The organism is Bradyrhizobium hipponense, assembly GCF_008123965.1.
Lineage (GTDB): Bacteria > Pseudomonadota > Alphaproteobacteria > Rhizobiales > Xanthobacteraceae > Bradyrhizobium > Bradyrhizobium hipponense.
Map to the genome: position 1 here is coordinate 1 of NZ_VSTH01000014.1, position 14,685 is coordinate 14,685.

Genomic DNA, 14,685 nt, shown 5'->3' on the forward strand with positions numbered 1-14,685 from the left:
AATTGAGTCTGAACCCTAGTTTTCACGGCCGCTTGGGAATGTTCAGCCCGCGCTGTACGGCCGGACGCGCCAGCCCGCGTTCGAGCCAGGCAGCAACCGACTTGAACTGGCCGAATTCGACGAGGTCACCCGCACCGTAAAATCCGATTAGGTTGCGCACCCAGCCGAGCGTGGAGATGTCGGCGATGGTGTAGTCGTCGTCCATGAACCATTGCCGGCCGGACAGATGCGTCTCCATCACGCCGAGCAGGCGCTTGGACTCGTCCACGTAGCGCTGCAGCGGCCGCTTGTCCTCAAACTCCTTGCCGGCAAAATTGTGGAAGAAGCCGACCTGGCCGAACATCGGCCCGATGCCGCCCATCTGGAAATGCACCCATTGGATGGTCTGGTAGCGGCGCGCGGCATCCTGCGGCAGAAACTTGCCGGTCTTCTCCGCGAGGTATTGCAGGATCGCACCGGACTCGAACAGTGGCAGCGGCCTGCCGCCCGGGCCGTTGGGATCGAGGATCGCCGGAATCTTGCCGTTCGGACTAAGCGAGAGGAACTCCGGGGTTTTCTGGTCGTCCTTGCCGAAGTCAACGAGATGCACCTCGTAGGGCAGCCCGATCTCCTCCAGCATGATCGACACCTTGACGCCGTTCGGCGTCGGCAGCGAATAGAGCTGAAGCAATTCGGGATGCCTGGCCGGCCAGCGCCCGGCGATCGGATAGGTGGAAAGATCGGACATCGAGACCCCGGCCTGTGCGTGAGACGCGGCCTAATCTAGGCCGGCCTGCGAACGACGCAAGGCCGCGCAGCCGTCACACGATCTTCCGGCGCCAAATTCGAGTCACAACGGCCGCAGCAGTTGACTCGTGACGTATGCGGTATCGCGTTGCGCGCGTTGCTCGATGAAGAGGTGCCCCGTGACGAGCAGTGCTCCGATGAATACGAGCGCGAGCATCGCGGTCGCGAATTGACTGGCATCATTCATCGCGAGAGTTCTCTGTAGTCGTTCGCACGGGAAACGCGGGCGACCATCGACAGTTCCTGCATATTCGAGGCAAATTGCCGCTTTTTCCCGCATCGCCACTCGACGGCCAGCGGGCTCAATAATTGATCTCCATCCGAAGTCCCCGCGGATCGATCTCGTCCCCGCCGACACGCTGCCTGCTGTCGCGTGCCGCAATTGCGCAGGCACAAGCGTCGATGAGATCGTCGCGGCCGATTCCGGTGCCGTGACGTTGCGTCAGCCATTTCGGCAGGCGCGTGAAGCCGCATTGCTCCAGGAGCGCGCTGCGCTGCCCACGCCCGGACGCGGACCTCTTGCTGTCGAGACGCACGCGGCCTGCGAGATTCCAGAAGATCAATTCCGGATGCGCCTCGCCGACGATCGCTTGCCGTGCTGGCGTCATGACCTCGTCGACGTCCCTGATCTTGTCCCTGATGTTCCAGAGCTGCACGGATACTCCCCTGCCCTTGCCTTCGCGCTCCCAGTAGTGCCGATTGGCTGTCGCCACATCGGCAAACATCCAGAGGTCCCGGCGCGCGCCGAGAAACACGGCAGCGCCGACCAGCTCGCGAGCACGCAAGTCGCAGGTCCGGTAGCCGCCGGTGTTCAATCCGATCGGCATGTCGATCATCGCGCGCGCATGCGGCATTGCGAGGAGACGCGTGAGGCCTGGTGAATAATCGAAGCCGTGATCGCCGCGATCATCGATCCAGGCCGCGACCCAGCCGAAGCGAAATCCGTCGAGACCCAGATAGGTTTTCACAAGTACGATCCCGCCCTACCGATGCTCGTTCATCCCGTGCTCTCACGTCGATGTTGCTCGAACAGCCGCAGGGGTTTGATAATTTGTCATTGTCATCTCGTCAGATATTCGCGCATCAGCGCGCGGGCGCGATGCAGCCGTGCCTTGACGGCTTGCCTGGTCGTTCCGAGTGCGACGGCAATTTCGTCGATGGTCATTTCCTTGACGTCCCGCATCAGCACGACATCGCGATAGTGCGCCGGCAGCGCCTCGAATGCAGCGGCCACGTCGAGCCGCAGATCGGCCTCCGGGCGCGACAGCAGCAGCGCCTCCGACTCCCCGTCGTCGATCGCCGCCGCGAGGCCTGCCTTGCGGGCGAGCCGCAAGCACTCTCGACGAACCACGCTGAACAGCCAGGCTGAGAACGCCAACAGCGAGCGGATCGTGCCGACATGGCGGAACAAGATCCACATCGCTTCCTGCGTTGCATCTTCGACATCAGCAGAGCTGCGGCAGGTGGCGCGCGCGTAGCGGCGGATGTCCGGCTGCGCCGTCTCGAGCAGAGACGCGATCGCCTGGGGATCGCCCAGCCGGGCCGCCTCGAACAGGTTTGGCGAGATCGCGGCCGCGCTCACGATACGCCTCCTTTTCCGACGCCGGCCATCGCACACATCGGGCAATAGCCGACGAGGCCGGTCAGGGCGAAGCTTGCGCCACCGAGTGCGACCAGCCACGCCGCGATGCCGGTGAGATACACCAATGCGCCAATCGTAACCGCAATTCCGAGCGCAACCCGCAACGCCTGATGCAGACCGCCGATATTCTTCCTGTAGAATCCCATCACATCCTCCGGCATGAGCCGAGGCGAAATGCCTCGACAGACAAGAGGGTGCGAAGGCCGGAAAGGATTCGCGGGGGCCAACAATTCTTTCGCGATCAGCTCCCGGCCGCCTGGTAGGCCAGCCGCTTGAACTCGAAGAAGAACGGATTCCAGAAGCCCATGTAGCGCTGGGCCATCAGCACCCCGGCGGTATTGGCTTCAGGGCAGATCCACCAATGGGTGCCGGCGAGCCCGCCCCACTGGAATTCGCCGGTCGAATTTGCGGGATCGAACGGCGTCGGCGCGAAGGTGACGGCGCCGCCGAGGCCAAAACCCTTGCCGGGGATCGGGCCGAGATTGGCGAAGCAAATGGTCTGCCCTACAGGCAACTGGTTCGTCATCATCTGCCGCAGCGTATCCGGCTTGAGGAGCGCGTCCGAGCCCGGCAACAGCGCGCGCAGCAGCGCGAGCATGTCGGGCAAGGTTGAGACCAGGCCGCCGCCGCCCGACAGCCGCGGGAATTGACGCCGATAGGCCTGCGGAAAGGGCAGATTGTCGGCACGCGTGAGGCCGGGCTTCATCGGATCGAGCACGTCGGCGCCGGTGTAGAGTGCGACCAGCCTGCCCTGCTCCGCCTCCGGCACGTAGAAGCCGGTATCGACCATGCCAAGTGGATCGAAGATGCGCGTCTTGAGGAAGGCATCCAGCGACTTGCCCGAGACGACCTCGACGACGCGGCCGAGCACGTCGGTGGCCACCGAATATTCCCAGCCCGTGCCGGGATGATAGGACAGCGGCAGATCGGCGAGCCTGTCGATCAGGTCGGTCAGCGGCGTCAACGGATTGAGCACCCGCGCCTCGTTGTAGCCCTTGAACAGCACCGTGCCGGGATCGAAGATGCCATAGCTGAGACCCGAGGTGTGGGTCAGCAGCTGGCGGATCGTGATCGGGCTCCTGGCCGGCTCGGCGTCGGCGAGGCTCGCCGCGCCCTGCTTCAGGACCTTGCGATTGCCGAGCTGCGGCAGGAATTTCTCGATTGCATCATCGAGCCCGATGCGCCCCTCCTCGACCAGCAGCATGATCGCGCAGGTGACGAATATCTTGGTGTTGGAGAACGCGCGAAAAATGTGGTCGGGCCGCAATCCGGTGTTGGCCTCGCGGTCGGCAAAGCCGACGCATTGCTGGTCGACGACATCGCGCCCGCGCAGCACCGCCCAGGACACGCCGGGGATGATCTCCTGGTCGACATAACGCTGCATCGCCGTCCGTGCGGCGGAAAAATCGATCGTCCTGGCGTCCATGTGTCTCCCCAAATTGTGTTGAGATGGATATAGCGCGAAATCGCCGGGGATGAAGCCCGACGAGTAGCGCTCATTCCTGCTTCATCAGCGCGGTCACGTACAGGCGGCGCCGGATTGTCATCCCCTGCCGCTGATACAGCGCGATCGCCGACGCGTTGCTTGAGAACACGTGCAGGAACGGAATTTCGCCGCGCGCCTCGATCTGGCGCCCCACGGCCGCGAGCAGCGCCTGCGCATAGCCGCGGCCGCGATGATCGGGATGCACGCAGACCGCCGTCATCTCGGTGAACTTGCCCGGCTTCATCCGCTCGCCGGCCATCGCGACCAATGCGCCACCGGCGCGGATCCCGAGGAACGTACCGAGCTCGTGCGTCCGCGCCGCGAATGGCCCGGGCTTGGTCAGATCCGTCAGCGCCATCATCGCGGGAACGTCGGCGGCCCCCAATTCGACGATCTCGGCATCGCCAAGCGGACTGTCGGCGGGAGAGCCGATCATCTGCTCGCAGGGCCCGGCGAGCACGAGCTTGAAGCCGGCGGGAACGTCGACGGCCTCCGGCGTGAACAGCGCGGCGACCTGCGTGCCCGAGAGCAGATCACCGAGCGCGGCAAAGCTGGCCGCCGACATGTCGGGCACGTCGGCGAAGGGCGTCATGTCGACGGGATAGCGTAGCGCCCGCGGGCCGCCCTCGGCCAGATGCCTCTGGCTGGTCGTCAGCGCGCTCCAGATCGGGCGATCCAGCAGCGTCTCATCGCTGTCGGACATCCGCCTATTCCTTGTCGAAGCTGACGATGACGGCCGCATTGGCGATGAGGATGGGGTCGTTGGCCTGTTCCGTGGCCGAGGGAATCTCCAGCCCGCCCTTCACCGCGTTGACGGTCACGGTGCCGTAAGGAAGCTCCTTCGCGACGGCTTCCTTGTCGACCGCCTCAGGGTTGGGCACCGCGATCGTGACGTCGACGAACATGTCGTTCGCGGTCTTGCCGATCATCCGGAAGAAGCCGAGGCTCGAATGCCTGATCGCATCCGACACCGCACGCTTCGCTGCCTTGGTGGCGTCCCTGCCGTGGACGTCCACGCCCATGCCCATCTCGGTGATGCAGCGAACACGCGTCATTTCATATTCCTGTTGTTGGTTGGATGATATCGACGCAACTGGTTATCGTACTCGGTCCGGTCGTCATACTCCGTCATTGCGAGGAGCAAAGCGACGAAGCAATCCAGACTGCCTTCGCGCAGACAGCCTGGATTGCTTCGCTTCGCTCGCAATGACGAGGGTGGCCGGAGCATCGCACGAAAATCACGCCTTCGACGTCTCCCGCGCCCGCAACTCGTCGACGAGCACCCGCACGTTCTCCGAATAGTCGATCGGGATCGAGACCAGGTGCACGCCGCCCTCCTTGAATGCCGCATCGAGCGTCGGGGCAAAGCTATCGATGCTCTCGATGCGGTGCCCCTTGGCGCCGTAGGCTTTCGCATACAGGACGAAATCGGGATTGCCAAAAGTCATGCCGAAATCGGCGAAATGATCGACCGCCTGCTTCCAGCGGATCATGCCGTAGGCGTTGTCCTCGAGCACGAGCACGACCAGGTTGAGCTTGAGGCGGACGGCGGTTTCCATCTCCTGGCTGTTCATCATGAATCCGCCGTCGCCGGCGACCGCGAGCACGCGGCGGTCCGGATAGAGCATCGCGGCCATCATCGCCGACGGCAGACCGGCACCCATCGTCGCCAGTGCATTGTCGAGCAGCAGCGTGTTCGCGACGCGGGTGCGGTAATTGCGCGCGAACCAGATCTTGTACATGCCGTTGTCGAGCGCGACGATGCCGTTCTCCGGCATCACCTGCCGGATGTCGTGCACGATGCGCTGCGGCGTCGGCGGCCAGCGCGCCTCGGTGGCACGATCGGCAATGTGAGAGAGGATTTTTTCGCGCAGCGGCAACAGCGCCGCGGCCTGCGGCAGCCTGCCTTCGACGCGATCGGCGAGCAGCTCCAGGCTCGGGCCGACGTCGCCGACGAGCTCGGCATCCGGGAAATAAACCTGCTCGACGCTGGCCGAGGTGTAGCTGACGTGAATAACCTTGGGCCCCGACGGCCCCATAATGAAGGGCGGCTTCTCGATCGGATCGTGACCGATCGCCACGATCAGGTCGGCGGCATCGATGGCCTCGTGAACATAGTCGCGCTCGGACAGCGCGGCGGTGCCCATGTAGAGATTGGTGCCGCCGGGCACCGTGCCCTTGCCCATCTGCGTGGTGAAGAACGGAATGCCGGTGCGCCGCACGAAGCTTGCGATGCCGTGGGTCGCGCGCGGCCGGCTGGTCGCAGCGCCCATCATCACCAACGGATGCTTTGCGGCCAAGATCATCTCGGCGGCGCGGTCGAGCGCGGCGCGATGGGCGACCGGGATTTCGATCGGATGAACCGGGATCACCGGGACTGACGGCACTTCATCGCCTGCGATGTCCTCCGGCAATTCGAGATGCACCGGACCCGGCCGCTCCTCCATCGCCACGCGAAAGGCGTCGCGGACCACGGTCGGGATGCTGGAGGCGCTGATGATCTGCCGCGACAGCTTCGTCAGCGGCTTCATGGTCGCGACCACGTCGACGATCTGGAAGCGCGCCTGCCGGCTGCTCATGATCGGCTTCTGGCCGGTGATCAGAATCATCGGCATCGCGCCGAGATGCGCATAGGCAGCTCCGGTGGACAGGTTGAGCGCACCCGGGCCGAGCGTCGACAGGCAGACGCCGGGCTTGCCGGTCAGCCGGCCGTGCGTGGCGGCCATGAAAGCGGCGGCCTGTTCGTGCCGTGTCAGAACCAGCTCGATCCTGGAGGTGCGGAGCGATTCCACGAAATCGAGATTTTCCTCGCCGGGAACGCCGAAGATGCGATCGACACCTTCATTCTCCAGTGCCGCGACAAACAAGTCCGATCCCTTAGCCTTGCGCTCCTGCCCGCTCATGTCGCCTCCCGGTCGCTATGCTGGCTCACGTGTTCCACGGCAGCAAGTGCATGGTACCGGTCTGCGGCGCGGGCACAATTCACAATGAGGGGCGGCATCGGCGTCATGATGCGTTCCGTCATTCTGAGGTGCGAAGCCTGCGGTGCGAACGCATCGCGCGCGGCGCGATTGCGCCGCCGATCGCACACCTGATCGTGACAGATTGTGAACTGCCTAGCCGCGACGTCTCGCCCCTCAATTGCAGGGCTTGCTGTCCTTGACGTCGAATTTGCCCATCGCGCCTGAGATGACGAAATCATTGTAGTCGAGCACGAGCTGGCGGGAGACGCCATTTTCGTAGAGCTCGAACGCCATCGCATAGACCGGGGTCTGCTCGCCCTCCTTCTGCTGGACGTCACGGTCGAAATAGCTGACGGTGACGGGCCAGCGCTTCAGCGATTTCATGTGCTCGTCCGAGGTTGACGGATCAGGCGAGGACGCGGCGCGGTCGTCGGCAATCGGCTGGCCGATCACGGTCAGCGTGTTGTAGACCTTCTGGCCGTCATCGGAGCCGTCATAGACGGAGAGTTCCAGCAGCGACTTGCCGTCCTTGGCGGCGGCGATGATGCGCTGGATCTGCTCGGTCGGGAATACGACGTTGCCGTCGAGCGTAAAGCTTTTCGGCGCCGGCAGCTTCAGCTTGACGTTGATGTGGTCGCCGTCGCGTTCAGCCGAGCCGTCGACCCGGCCGGCATCGGCCTCGTTCATCCGCGTCTCGATCTTGAAGCGGTAGCTCTTTCCTGCGGCGTCCTCCCAGGAATTGGAGCGCAGGTCGCTGAGCGTGACCTTGCCCTCGCCGCTGTCAAGCTCGGAGACCTGGCGGAATTCGGACGTGTAGCCCTCGCAAGAGCTTCCACCGAAATTGTAGAGGATGCGACCGCGCGCGCTGCTGATTGAATTCGAGCGCGATTTCACGAGGCTCAGATCGTAGAGCGCCTGGTGCGCGAGGAACGGACCGTTGGCTGCGTCAGCGCCGCCGCCGGCCCCGAAAGCGGCCGCCGCGAGCGCCATCACACCGAGCGAAGTCCGGAAAAGGTGCACCATGTCTGTCCCTTGGGAAGCGCAGATTCGACACTTTAATGACCGTTCCAATGCGTCGCAACTGCGGCGGTTTCACGTATAATTGCGGCGCGGCGTTGAACCCCTGTCTTGCCTCAAGAAAATGCGGCCCCGGCCTGGCCTCCCACCGCCGGCACCGGCTTGCTTGCATGTGGCGGCATGATGGGCGAAAGAGGGCGCACCCGGCCGCGAAAAGTGGCACCGGGGCGAAATGAATTTTGGGATATCGAGGTCGAGACATGGTGGGCACGGTCGAGCAGAAACTGGCGGAACAGGGCATCAAGCTGCACGAGGCCCCTAGTCCCGTGGCCAACTACGTGCCGTTCGTGCGCACTGGCAATTTGCTGTTCGTCTCCGGCCAGGTCTGCTTCGATCCCGCCGGCACGCTGATCGCCAAGGGCAAGCTTGGCGCGGACGTGTCGATCGAACAGGGCGCGGCGGCCGCGCGCGGCTGTGCCGTCAACCTGCTGGCCCAGGTCAAGGCTGCGCTCGGCGACCTCGACAAGGTCGTGCGCGTGGTGCGCCTTGGCGGCTTCATCAACTCGGCGCCCGACTTCCTGGACGGACCGAAGGTCCTCAACGGCGCCTCCGACCTCATGGTTGCCGCCTTCGGCGACAAGGGCCGCCACGCCCGCACCACCGTCGGTGTCGCCTCGCTGCCCGCCGATGCGGCGGTCGAGGTCGAAGCCGTGTTCGAGGTCGCCTGACGCGGAGCGAACGGCCTTGCGCGCTCCTGATTGGCTGACATCCCGGCCGGTTGCCCATCGCGGCCTGCATGACATCTCACGCGGTATCGTGGAGAACATGCCGGGCGCGGTGCAGGCTGCGATCGCGGGCAATTTCTCGATCGAGGTCGACATCCAGCTCTCCGCCGACGGCGAGGCGATGGTGCACCACGACCATGCGCTCGGCCGCCTCACCGACGCCACTGGCGAGCTGATCGAGAAAACCGCCGCCGAATTGAGGGCCCTCACATTCAAGGACACCGCCGAGCGGATGATGTCGCTCAGCGACCTCTGCGCCGTGGTTGCCGGCCGCGTGCCGCTGGTGATCGAGGTGAAGAGCCGTTTTGACGGAGACCGCAAGCTGGTGACGCGGATGGCCGAGGTCCTGGCGTCCTACGATGGCCCCGCCGTGGGCATGTCCTTCGATCCCGACCAGGTGCTGGCCTTGCGCGAATTGCTGCCATCGCGCCCACGCGGCATCGTCGCGCAGCGGACCTATGAGGACGAGTATTGGGCAAAGCTGACGCAGGCGCAACGCGACAGCATGCTGTACCTCCGCCACGGCTTGCAGACCCAGCCGCATTTCGTCGCCTTCAAGGTCGACCACCTCCCGGCGCCTGCGCCCTGGATCGCCCGCAATGTGTTCGGCTGCGCCCTGCTCGGCTGGACCGTGCGCACGCCGGAGCAGCGGACGCGGGTCGGGCAGTACGCGGATCAAATGATCTTCGAGGGATTCGTGCCGTAGGCTTGATGTTCCTCACTCTTGAAGTCGCTGCTGCAATGCACGATCTTGGCTACGATGGCATCATCCGAAATCACGCTTGAGGCCGTACCATCCATTGGCGAAGTATCCGCTGAGGACTGGGACGCCTGCGCAAATCCCGGCAAGGCTTGCAACGGGCGCGGCAAGGGAACCTCATCCGGGCTCCCAGGCGATTCCGCTGGTCTCTCAAAAATTGCCTATAACCCCTTCGTCTCGCACGCATTTCTCTCTGCTGCCGAGAAGTCGGGTTCGGCGACCATCCGCACCGGCTGGGGGCCGCGGCACCTCGTGGCCAAGCTCGGCGGGCGCGTCGTCGGAATCGTGCCCTGCTATCTGAAATCGCATTCGCAAGGCGAATACGTCTTCGACCGCGGCTGGGCGGATGCCTATGAGCGGGCCGGCGGACGCTATTATCCAAAGCTGCAAGTCTCGGTTCCCTTCACGCCGGCGACCGGGCCGCGGCTCCTGATCCGCGACGGCGTCGATCGTGAGCGCATCGCGGAGGCGCTGGCAAGCGGGCTGGTGGCGCTGTGCGGGGTCAGCAAGGCCTCCTCCGTCCACGTGACGTTCGCGCTTGAGGCCGAATGGAAACTGCTCGCCAAGCACGGCTTCCTCCAGCGCACCGACCAGCAGTTCCACTGGCACAACGAGGGCTTTGCGACCTTCGATGACTTCCTCGCCACCCTGAACTCACGCCATCGCAAATCGATCAAACGCGAGCGGCGCGAGGCGCTGGCCGCCGACGTCACCATCCACTGGCTCACGGGAAGCGACATCACTGAAGATGCCTGGGACGCCTTCTTCGGCTTCTACATGGAGACCGGTTCGCGCAAATGGGGCCGACCGTATCTGACGCGCGAATTCTTCTCGCTGATCGGCGAAACCATGAGCCAGGACGTGCTGCTCGTCATGGCCCGTCGCAACGGCCGCTGGATCGCGGGCGCGATCAACTTCATCGGCTCGGAGACGCTGTTCGGCCGCAACTGGGGCGCGGTCGAGCATCATCCGTTCCTGCATTTCGAGGTCTGTTATTATCAGGCGATCGATTTCGCGATCAAACGTGGCCTGAGGCATGTCGAGGCCGGCGCGCAAGGCGAGCACAAGATCGCGCGCGGCTACCTGCCGCGCACCACCTACTCCGCCCACTTCATCGCCGACCCGGGCCTGCGCCGCGCCATCGACGATTACCTCAAGCGCGAACGCGCCTACGTTGCGGAAGCCGGACGTGAGCTGGCCGACATGGGACCGTTCCGAAAGGACGCCGACGAGGCGCCTTGACGCCCCCACTTGGCTGGTGACAGTAAGCGCAAAGTTTCGAGGAGCCGCCGCCATGACCGCCTACGATCCCAACAACATCTTTGCAAAGATCCTGCGTGGCGAATTTCCCTGCTACAAGGTCTACGAGGACGAGCACGTCTTCGCCTTCCTCGACATGATGCCACGCGTAACCGGCCATACGCTGGTGATCCCGAAAGTCCCTGCCCGCAACATCCTCGACGTCACGGCTGAGGACTACGCCCACGTCGCCCGCGGCGCGCACAAAATCGCAGCTGCCGCGATGAAGGCGTTCAAGGCCGATGGCATCACCGTGCAGCAGTTCAACGAGCCCGCCGGCGGACAGGTGGTGTTTCATCTCCACATGCACGTCATGCCGCGCCACGACGGCGTAGCCATGCTGCCGCCCGCGAGCCGCAAGGAAGACGCCAAGGTGCTGGAAGAGAACGCAGCCAAGCTGATCGCGGCGCTGAAGGCGGAGTGACTTTGCCGTCATTCCGGGGCGCGACGACGTCGCGAACCCGGAATCCATTCCACCACCATCTCCGCCGCCCGATGGATTCCGGGCTCGCGCCAAGCAAGAGGCGCGCCCCGGAATGACGCCGTCGAGAGAGATCTCACTCCGTCTGAAAATCCCCGGCCTGCGGCGCGGCGAGCGGGGTGAACTCGCAGCGATCGGGCTTGAGGTCGATCAGCGGCGTGTTGTCGATGCAGTCGAGGCCGCGCACCAGGATCGCATTGCCCTCGATGCCGACCAGCTTGACGATCGAGGTGCCGATCGGATTGGGCCGCACCGGCGAACGCAGCGAAAAGGTGCCGCGGGTCTTCTCGTTGTTCTTCGGGCTCTGCAAGACGATGTCGCGGCGCGACTTGTCGAGCCAGTAGAGCACTTCGAGATTGCTGTAGAAATCGACGCCCTTGATCGCCGGCACGAACGGCTCGAAGATCTCGAGCCGGCAGATAGGGCCGTCGTGACGTCCCTGCCGCGGCGTCTCCAGTCGAGACGTCCAGGGCGTGCGGATGCGGCCGATGAAGACCAGCCCGGCATCCTGCGTCGACGGCAGCTCGATGGCGACCTCGCCGTCGCGGAGCTCGTTTTGGCGAACCATATTTCCAGTTCCTTGCTATTCGGAAGCGGTTTTAGCCCAACCACCACTTGCCGGCCAGCATGAAGACCTCGCCGGCGACGACACCGGCAAAGATCGAGCGGCGCGTCAGCAGGAACACGACGACGCCGGCCAGGACCGCGGTCGCGCTATCCGCTCACACCCCGGTTCTTCAGCACAAAGCAGGCCCCACCGGCTTTGCGGATGCGGTTGCACAGGTCATCCGCCTCACTACGCGTATCGGCGCCGATGCGCACCTGATAGAAGGCGCGCGTGCCGCGGCTGCGCATCACCGACGAGAGCAGGCTCGGATCGCGGTCGCCGATCACCGCGCTCAGCCGCGTCACTGCGCGGGAGTACATCGCCAGCGCCCTGTTGCGGTCGAAGCCCGCGGCGAGCTGCACGCCCCAGGTCTTTGCGGCGGCGAGCTCCACATGCTGCTCGAGCTCGGCGACGAAGGGATTCGGCGCGCGCTTCAAGAGCGCCATCAGATCGTGGCAGCTCGTGGGCGGCGCGCTTGGCGGCCCCTCACCGGTCGCACCCGCCTTGGCCCAGGCCTCCACCGTCGCGCCGGTGATGGCGAGGACGTAGCTGCGGGTCTGCTCCGGCATGGGGCCGCTACCGGCAAGCCATTCCTGGACCCGGCGCGGCCCGGCATTGTAGGCGGCGGCCGCAAGGCCGAGATTGCCGAACTGGTTGCGCAGCTCGTTCAAAAACTCCGCCGACTTCGGCAGCGCCTGCACCGGATTGAAGGGATTGAGCAGCCCGCGCTCGCTCGCCGTGCCCGGCATGAACTGCGCGATCCCCTGCGCGCGGTCGCCGTTGCGGGTCACCGGTCCGACGGCATCGGTCTGGAAGCGGCTCTCCTGCCAGATCACACGGGCAAAGAATTCCAGGGGCAAATTGGCATCGCGCGCCGCAGCCTCGATGATCAGGCAGATCGATTCGCGCGTGTCGCTTTCGCGTGCATCCGCAGGCTTTTGCGGCTTCGTCGCAAGCTCCTCGACGCTCGGCACCGCGACATCGGTCTCTGGCGGAGAACTATCCGATGCGAACACCCGCGTGACCGACAGAAGCAGCGCGGCGATGATGGCCGGTGCGATCCGTCCCGCCCGCGCGCGACCACGTCTGTGGCGCGCGCCGGCACGGCGTGCCACAAGGTGATCTGCCATGTTGTGGCATCGTGCCATCGTTCAAAGAGTTGCCAATATGCTGCCTGACCTGCTTCCCTCAATGCGTTACCCCGCCAAACGGATCCACACCATCCTTGTCCTCGCCTGGGCCGCCCTCGCGGTGATGGCCGCGCCGGCCATGGCGCAAGTCGCCACACAGGTCATCTGGCGGATGACGACCGAGTACCCGCAGAACAACATTTCCGGAATCGGGCTCACGACCTTTGCCAAGCGCCTGGCCGAGCGCACCAACGGGTTCGTGACGGTGAGCAATGCCTTCGATAACGAACTCAAGATCAGCTCGGGCGAGATGCCGCGCGCCGCCCTGGACGGCCGGATCGCCGGTGGCGACGCGTTTGCAGGCGCGCTGTCCGGCCTCGACCCGGTGCTCGGCTTGTCGACCCTGCCCTTCCTGGTGCAATCCGTCGACGTCGCCCGCGACGCCAATCTGCGGGCACGCCCGCTCTACGAGAAGGCGCTGGCGGCGCGCGGCCTCAAACTGCTTTATGTGACGATCTGGCCCGCCACAGGCCTCTGGTCCGACCATCAGCTCGAAGGCGACGGCGACCTGCCGAAGCTGAACTTGCGGGCTTATGACGCCAACTCCAGCGACGTCATGCGCGCGGCCGGCGCAAATGCGCAGTTTCTGCCGATGGACGCGGCGCTCGCCGGGCTCAGGGAGCACCGGTTGAATGCGGTCCTCACTTCTGGCGACGGAGGCGCGGGACGCAAGCTCTGGGACTTTTTGCCGCATTTCACGGCAATCAATTACGCGATGCCGGTCTCCATCGCCTTCGTCCGCAACGACGCGTTTGCGGAGCTGTCCGAGCCGGTGCAACGCGAGGTTCTGGCGGCGGCGGCCGAGACCGAGCAAAGCCAGTTCGCACTGCTCGCTCATCGCACCTCCGAAAACTATGCGCGCATGCGCGACAACGGAGTCCGCATCGCCGAGCCAGCGCCGGCGTCGCTCCTCGCCGCGCTCCGGAAGGCGGCGACGGCCACGGTCACCGCGTGGCAGACGCAGGCCGGCGCGGATGCCGCTGCGATCGTCGAATGGACCAAGCAGCAATGAAGGCCGCGGCGGCGGCGCCACCTTAGTTTTTGACCGGAACCAGGCTTTCACCGCTGATGGCGCGATCAAGCGCGTCGATCAGCGTCTGAAATTCGACGAATTTGTTGCGCGCTCGCTCGGCCGTGTCGCGCTCAAAAGGGGCCGCCAGAACTTTTGCGTGCGCGTCCCGGTCCTCGATCATGCGATCACGGGCTTTCTTCAGTGTCTCAAGTCGCTCACTCATGTAGGCTCCTCTGCATATATCTTCACGATCTCGATCGAGATCTCAGTCGAAGGCCGACGCCCGTTGGCCGCCTGCCCTCAGGCTCCCGCACCCGGTTTGTTAAGGATCTCAACAACCGCGACAGATATTCTTCAGCTTCGCCGCGGTTAGAGCCTCTTCCGCAACGAACGGGTCTTTGTATGGAGCAGCCCGGGATACGTCGCCCTCTACAGCGGCAGGCTTCTTAACTTTCGGAGGGAACGCGGCGTCATAACAGGCGAGCCGCCCGCTGGTGCTTTCGATCGCGCGGCAATCGGATTCGCCGGCGATCGCGCCTTGCGCGAACGTGCCGACCAGCAATGTGACAAGAAGCGTTTTCATGCGGACGCGGTTCCGGGCGGCAATCATGTCGAAGGTCCTGTGATGTCTGCCGATGCGCGCCGATCGTTACGCCG

General features: G+C 64.6%; 19 protein-coding genes and 1 pseudogene. 5 read left to right on the forward strand and 15 right to left on the reverse strand.

What is annotated here, in order from left to right; translation table 11 throughout:
• Window positions 1-22: 22 nt before the first annotated feature.
• From FXV83_RS02780 to FXV83_RS02820, 10 genes are all read right to left on the reverse strand, one after another.
• The gene (locus tag FXV83_RS02780; protein WP_148737553.1) at window positions 23-727 is read right to left on the reverse strand and encodes a glutathione S-transferase family protein; all 705 of its coding nucleotides are present in this window, start codon (window positions 725-727) and stop codon (window positions 23-25) included.
• 102 nt (window positions 728-829) lie between these two features.
• Window positions 830-973, reverse strand: coding sequence for a hypothetical protein (locus tag FXV83_RS42380; RefSeq protein WP_187435612.1), 144 nt, complete (start codon window positions 971-973; stop codon window positions 830-832).
• A 115-nt stretch (window positions 974-1,088) separates the two neighbouring features.
• Entirely contained in the window at window positions 1,089-1,754 is a 666-nt protein-coding gene (locus tag FXV83_RS02785; RefSeq protein WP_148737555.1) for a DUF429 domain-containing protein, read from the reverse strand.
• Between the two features lie 92 nt (window positions 1,755-1,846).
• Window positions 1,847-2,368: an RNA polymerase sigma factor gene (locus tag FXV83_RS02790; RefSeq protein ID WP_148737557.1), complete on the reverse strand. Its 522-nt coding sequence runs from the start codon at window positions 2,366-2,368 to the stop codon at window positions 1,847-1,849.
• Complete coding sequence (locus FXV83_RS02795) at window positions 2,365-2,574, reverse strand: YgaP family membrane protein (RefSeq protein WP_187435613.1); 210 nt, start codon at window positions 2,572-2,574, stop codon at window positions 2,365-2,367. Before FXV83_RS02795 ends, FXV83_RS02790 begins: the two co-directional genes overlap by 4 nt.
• 95 nt (window positions 2,575-2,669) lie before the next feature.
• Window positions 2,670-3,854 (reverse strand): serine hydrolase domain-containing protein, encoded by a 1,185-nt coding sequence (locus FXV83_RS02800; protein ID WP_148737561.1) that lies wholly within the window; start codon window positions 3,852-3,854, stop codon window positions 2,670-2,672.
• A gap of 70 nt (window positions 3,855-3,924) precedes the next feature.
• Entirely contained in the window at window positions 3,925-4,617 is a 693-nt protein-coding gene (locus FXV83_RS02805) for a GNAT family N-acetyltransferase (protein WP_187435614.1), read from the reverse strand.
• Window positions 4,618-4,621: 4 nt separating this feature from the next.
• Window positions 4,622-4,969, reverse strand: coding sequence for a Lin0512 family protein (locus tag FXV83_RS02810; protein ID WP_148737565.1), 348 nt, complete (start codon window positions 4,967-4,969; stop codon window positions 4,622-4,624).
• A gap of 183 nt (window positions 4,970-5,152) precedes the next feature.
• Entirely contained in the window at window positions 5,153-6,817 is a 1,665-nt protein-coding gene (locus FXV83_RS02815; RefSeq protein ID WP_148737567.1) for an acetolactate synthase large subunit, read from the reverse strand.
• Window positions 6,818-7,051: 234 nt separating this feature from the next.
• Window positions 7,052-7,900, reverse strand: a complete 849-nt coding sequence (locus FXV83_RS02820) for a cell envelope integrity EipB family protein (protein WP_148737569.1) — start codon at window positions 7,898-7,900, stop codon at window positions 7,052-7,054.
• Window positions 7,901-8,154: 254 nt separating this feature from the next.
• On the opposite strand from FXV83_RS02820, the gene FXV83_RS02825 reads away from it, so the two are divergent.
• The 4 genes from FXV83_RS02825 to FXV83_RS02840 are packed head-to-tail and all read left to right on the forward strand — an operon-like array spanning window position 8,155 to window position 11,162.
• Window positions 8,155-8,622: a RidA family protein gene (locus tag FXV83_RS02825; RefSeq protein WP_148737571.1), complete on the forward strand. Its 468-nt coding sequence runs from the start codon at window positions 8,155-8,157 to the stop codon at window positions 8,620-8,622.
• Between the two features lie 16 nt (window positions 8,623-8,638).
• Window positions 8,639-9,385: a glycerophosphodiester phosphodiesterase gene (locus tag FXV83_RS02830; RefSeq protein WP_148737572.1), complete on the forward strand. Its 747-nt coding sequence runs from the start codon at window positions 8,639-8,641 to the stop codon at window positions 9,383-9,385.
• A 54-nt stretch (window positions 9,386-9,439) separates the two neighbouring features.
• Window positions 9,440-10,681, forward strand: a complete 1,242-nt coding sequence (locus FXV83_RS02835; RefSeq protein ID WP_148737574.1) for a GNAT family N-acetyltransferase — start codon at window positions 9,440-9,442, stop codon at window positions 10,679-10,681.
• 52 nt (window positions 10,682-10,733) lie between these two features.
• Window positions 10,734-11,162, forward strand: a complete 429-nt coding sequence (locus FXV83_RS02840; RefSeq protein ID WP_148737576.1) for an HIT domain-containing protein — start codon at window positions 10,734-10,736, stop codon at window positions 11,160-11,162.
• Window positions 11,163-11,295: 133 nt separating this feature from the next.
• On the opposite strand, the gene tsaA is transcribed toward FXV83_RS02840, so the two are convergent.
• From tsaA to FXV83_RS02855, 3 genes and pseudogenes are all read right to left on the reverse strand, one after another.
• Window positions 11,296-11,787 (reverse strand): tRNA (N6-threonylcarbamoyladenosine(37)-N6)-methyltransferase TrmO, encoded by a 492-nt coding sequence (gene tsaA / locus FXV83_RS02845; protein ID WP_148737578.1) that lies wholly within the window; start codon window positions 11,785-11,787, stop codon window positions 11,296-11,298.
• 31 nt (window positions 11,788-11,818) lie between these two features.
• Window positions 11,819-11,926, reverse strand: a pseudogene (locus tag FXV83_RS43830) (AzlD domain-containing protein); the annotation flags it as partial.
• A gap of 7 nt (window positions 11,927-11,933) precedes the next feature.
• Window positions 11,934-12,956, reverse strand: coding sequence for a lytic transglycosylase domain-containing protein (locus tag FXV83_RS02855; RefSeq protein WP_235939293.1), 1,023 nt, complete (start codon window positions 12,954-12,956; stop codon window positions 11,934-11,936).
• 37 nt (window positions 12,957-12,993) lie between these two features.
• On the opposite strand from FXV83_RS02855, the gene FXV83_RS02860 reads away from it, so the two are divergent.
• The gene (locus FXV83_RS02860) at window positions 12,994-14,028 is read left to right on the forward strand and encodes a TRAP transporter substrate-binding protein (RefSeq protein WP_148737582.1); all 1,035 of its coding nucleotides are present in this window, start codon (window positions 12,994-12,996) and stop codon (window positions 14,026-14,028) included.
• Window positions 14,029-14,050: 22 nt separating this feature from the next.
• On the opposite strand, the gene FXV83_RS02865 is transcribed toward FXV83_RS02860, so the two are convergent.
• Both FXV83_RS02865 and FXV83_RS02870 read right to left on the reverse strand, forming a co-directional pair.
• The gene (locus FXV83_RS02865; RefSeq protein WP_148737584.1) at window positions 14,051-14,251 is read right to left on the reverse strand and encodes a hypothetical protein; all 201 of its coding nucleotides are present in this window, start codon (window positions 14,249-14,251) and stop codon (window positions 14,051-14,053) included.
• A 108-nt stretch (window positions 14,252-14,359) separates the two neighbouring features.
• Complete coding sequence (locus FXV83_RS02870) at window positions 14,360-14,638, reverse strand: hypothetical protein (protein WP_148737586.1); 279 nt, start codon at window positions 14,636-14,638, stop codon at window positions 14,360-14,362.
• Window positions 14,639-14,685 lie beyond the last annotated feature (47 nt).

Coding starts and splice junctions, on each gene's coding strand:
- FXV83_RS02855 (WP_235939293.1), bottom strand. CDS start 12,956: ATGGCAGATCACCTTGTGGCACGCCGTGCCGGCGCGCGCCACAGACGT.
- FXV83_RS02815 (WP_148737567.1), bottom strand. CDS start 6,817: ATGAGCGGGCAGGAGCGCAAGGCTAAGGGATCGGACTTGTTTGTCGCG.
- FXV83_RS02800 (WP_148737561.1), bottom strand. CDS start 3,854: ATGGACGCCAGGACGATCGATTTTTCCGCCGCACGGACGGCGATGCAG.
- FXV83_RS02840 (WP_148737576.1), top strand. CDS start 10,734: ATGACCGCCTACGATCCCAACAACATCTTTGCAAAGATCCTGCGTGGC.
- FXV83_RS02825 (WP_148737571.1), top strand. CDS start 8,155: ATGGTGGGCACGGTCGAGCAGAAACTGGCGGAACAGGGCATCAAGCTG.
- FXV83_RS02780 (WP_148737553.1), bottom strand. CDS start 727: ATGTCCGATCTTTCCACCTATCCGATCGCCGGGCGCTGGCCGGCCAGG.
- tsaA (WP_148737578.1), bottom strand. CDS start 11,787: ATGGTTCGCCAAAACGAGCTCCGCGACGGCGAGGTCGCCATCGAGCTG.
- FXV83_RS02820 (WP_148737569.1), bottom strand. CDS start 7,900: ATGGTGCACCTTTTCCGGACTTCGCTCGGTGTGATGGCGCTCGCGGCG.
- FXV83_RS02805 (WP_187435614.1), bottom strand. CDS start 4,617: ATGTCCGACAGCGATGAGACGCTGCTGGATCGCCCGATCTGGAGCGCG.
- FXV83_RS02865 (WP_148737584.1), bottom strand. CDS start 14,251: ATGAGTGAGCGACTTGAGACACTGAAGAAAGCCCGTGATCGCATGATC.
- FXV83_RS02860 (WP_148737582.1), top strand. CDS start 12,994: ATGCTGCCTGACCTGCTTCCCTCAATGCGTTACCCCGCCAAACGGATC.
- FXV83_RS42380 (WP_187435612.1), bottom strand. CDS start 973: ATGAATGATGCCAGTCAATTCGCGACCGCGATGCTCGCGCTCGTATTC.
- FXV83_RS02870 (WP_148737586.1), bottom strand. CDS start 14,638: ATGATTGCCGCCCGGAACCGCGTCCGCATGAAAACGCTTCTTGTCACA.
- FXV83_RS02795 (WP_187435613.1), bottom strand. CDS start 2,574: ATGGGATTCTACAGGAAGAATATCGGCGGTCTGCATCAGGCGTTGCGG.
- FXV83_RS02835 (WP_148737574.1), top strand. CDS start 9,440: ATGGCATCATCCGAAATCACGCTTGAGGCCGTACCATCCATTGGCGAA.
- FXV83_RS02810 (WP_148737565.1), bottom strand. CDS start 4,969: ATGACGCGTGTTCGCTGCATCACCGAGATGGGCATGGGCGTGGACGTC.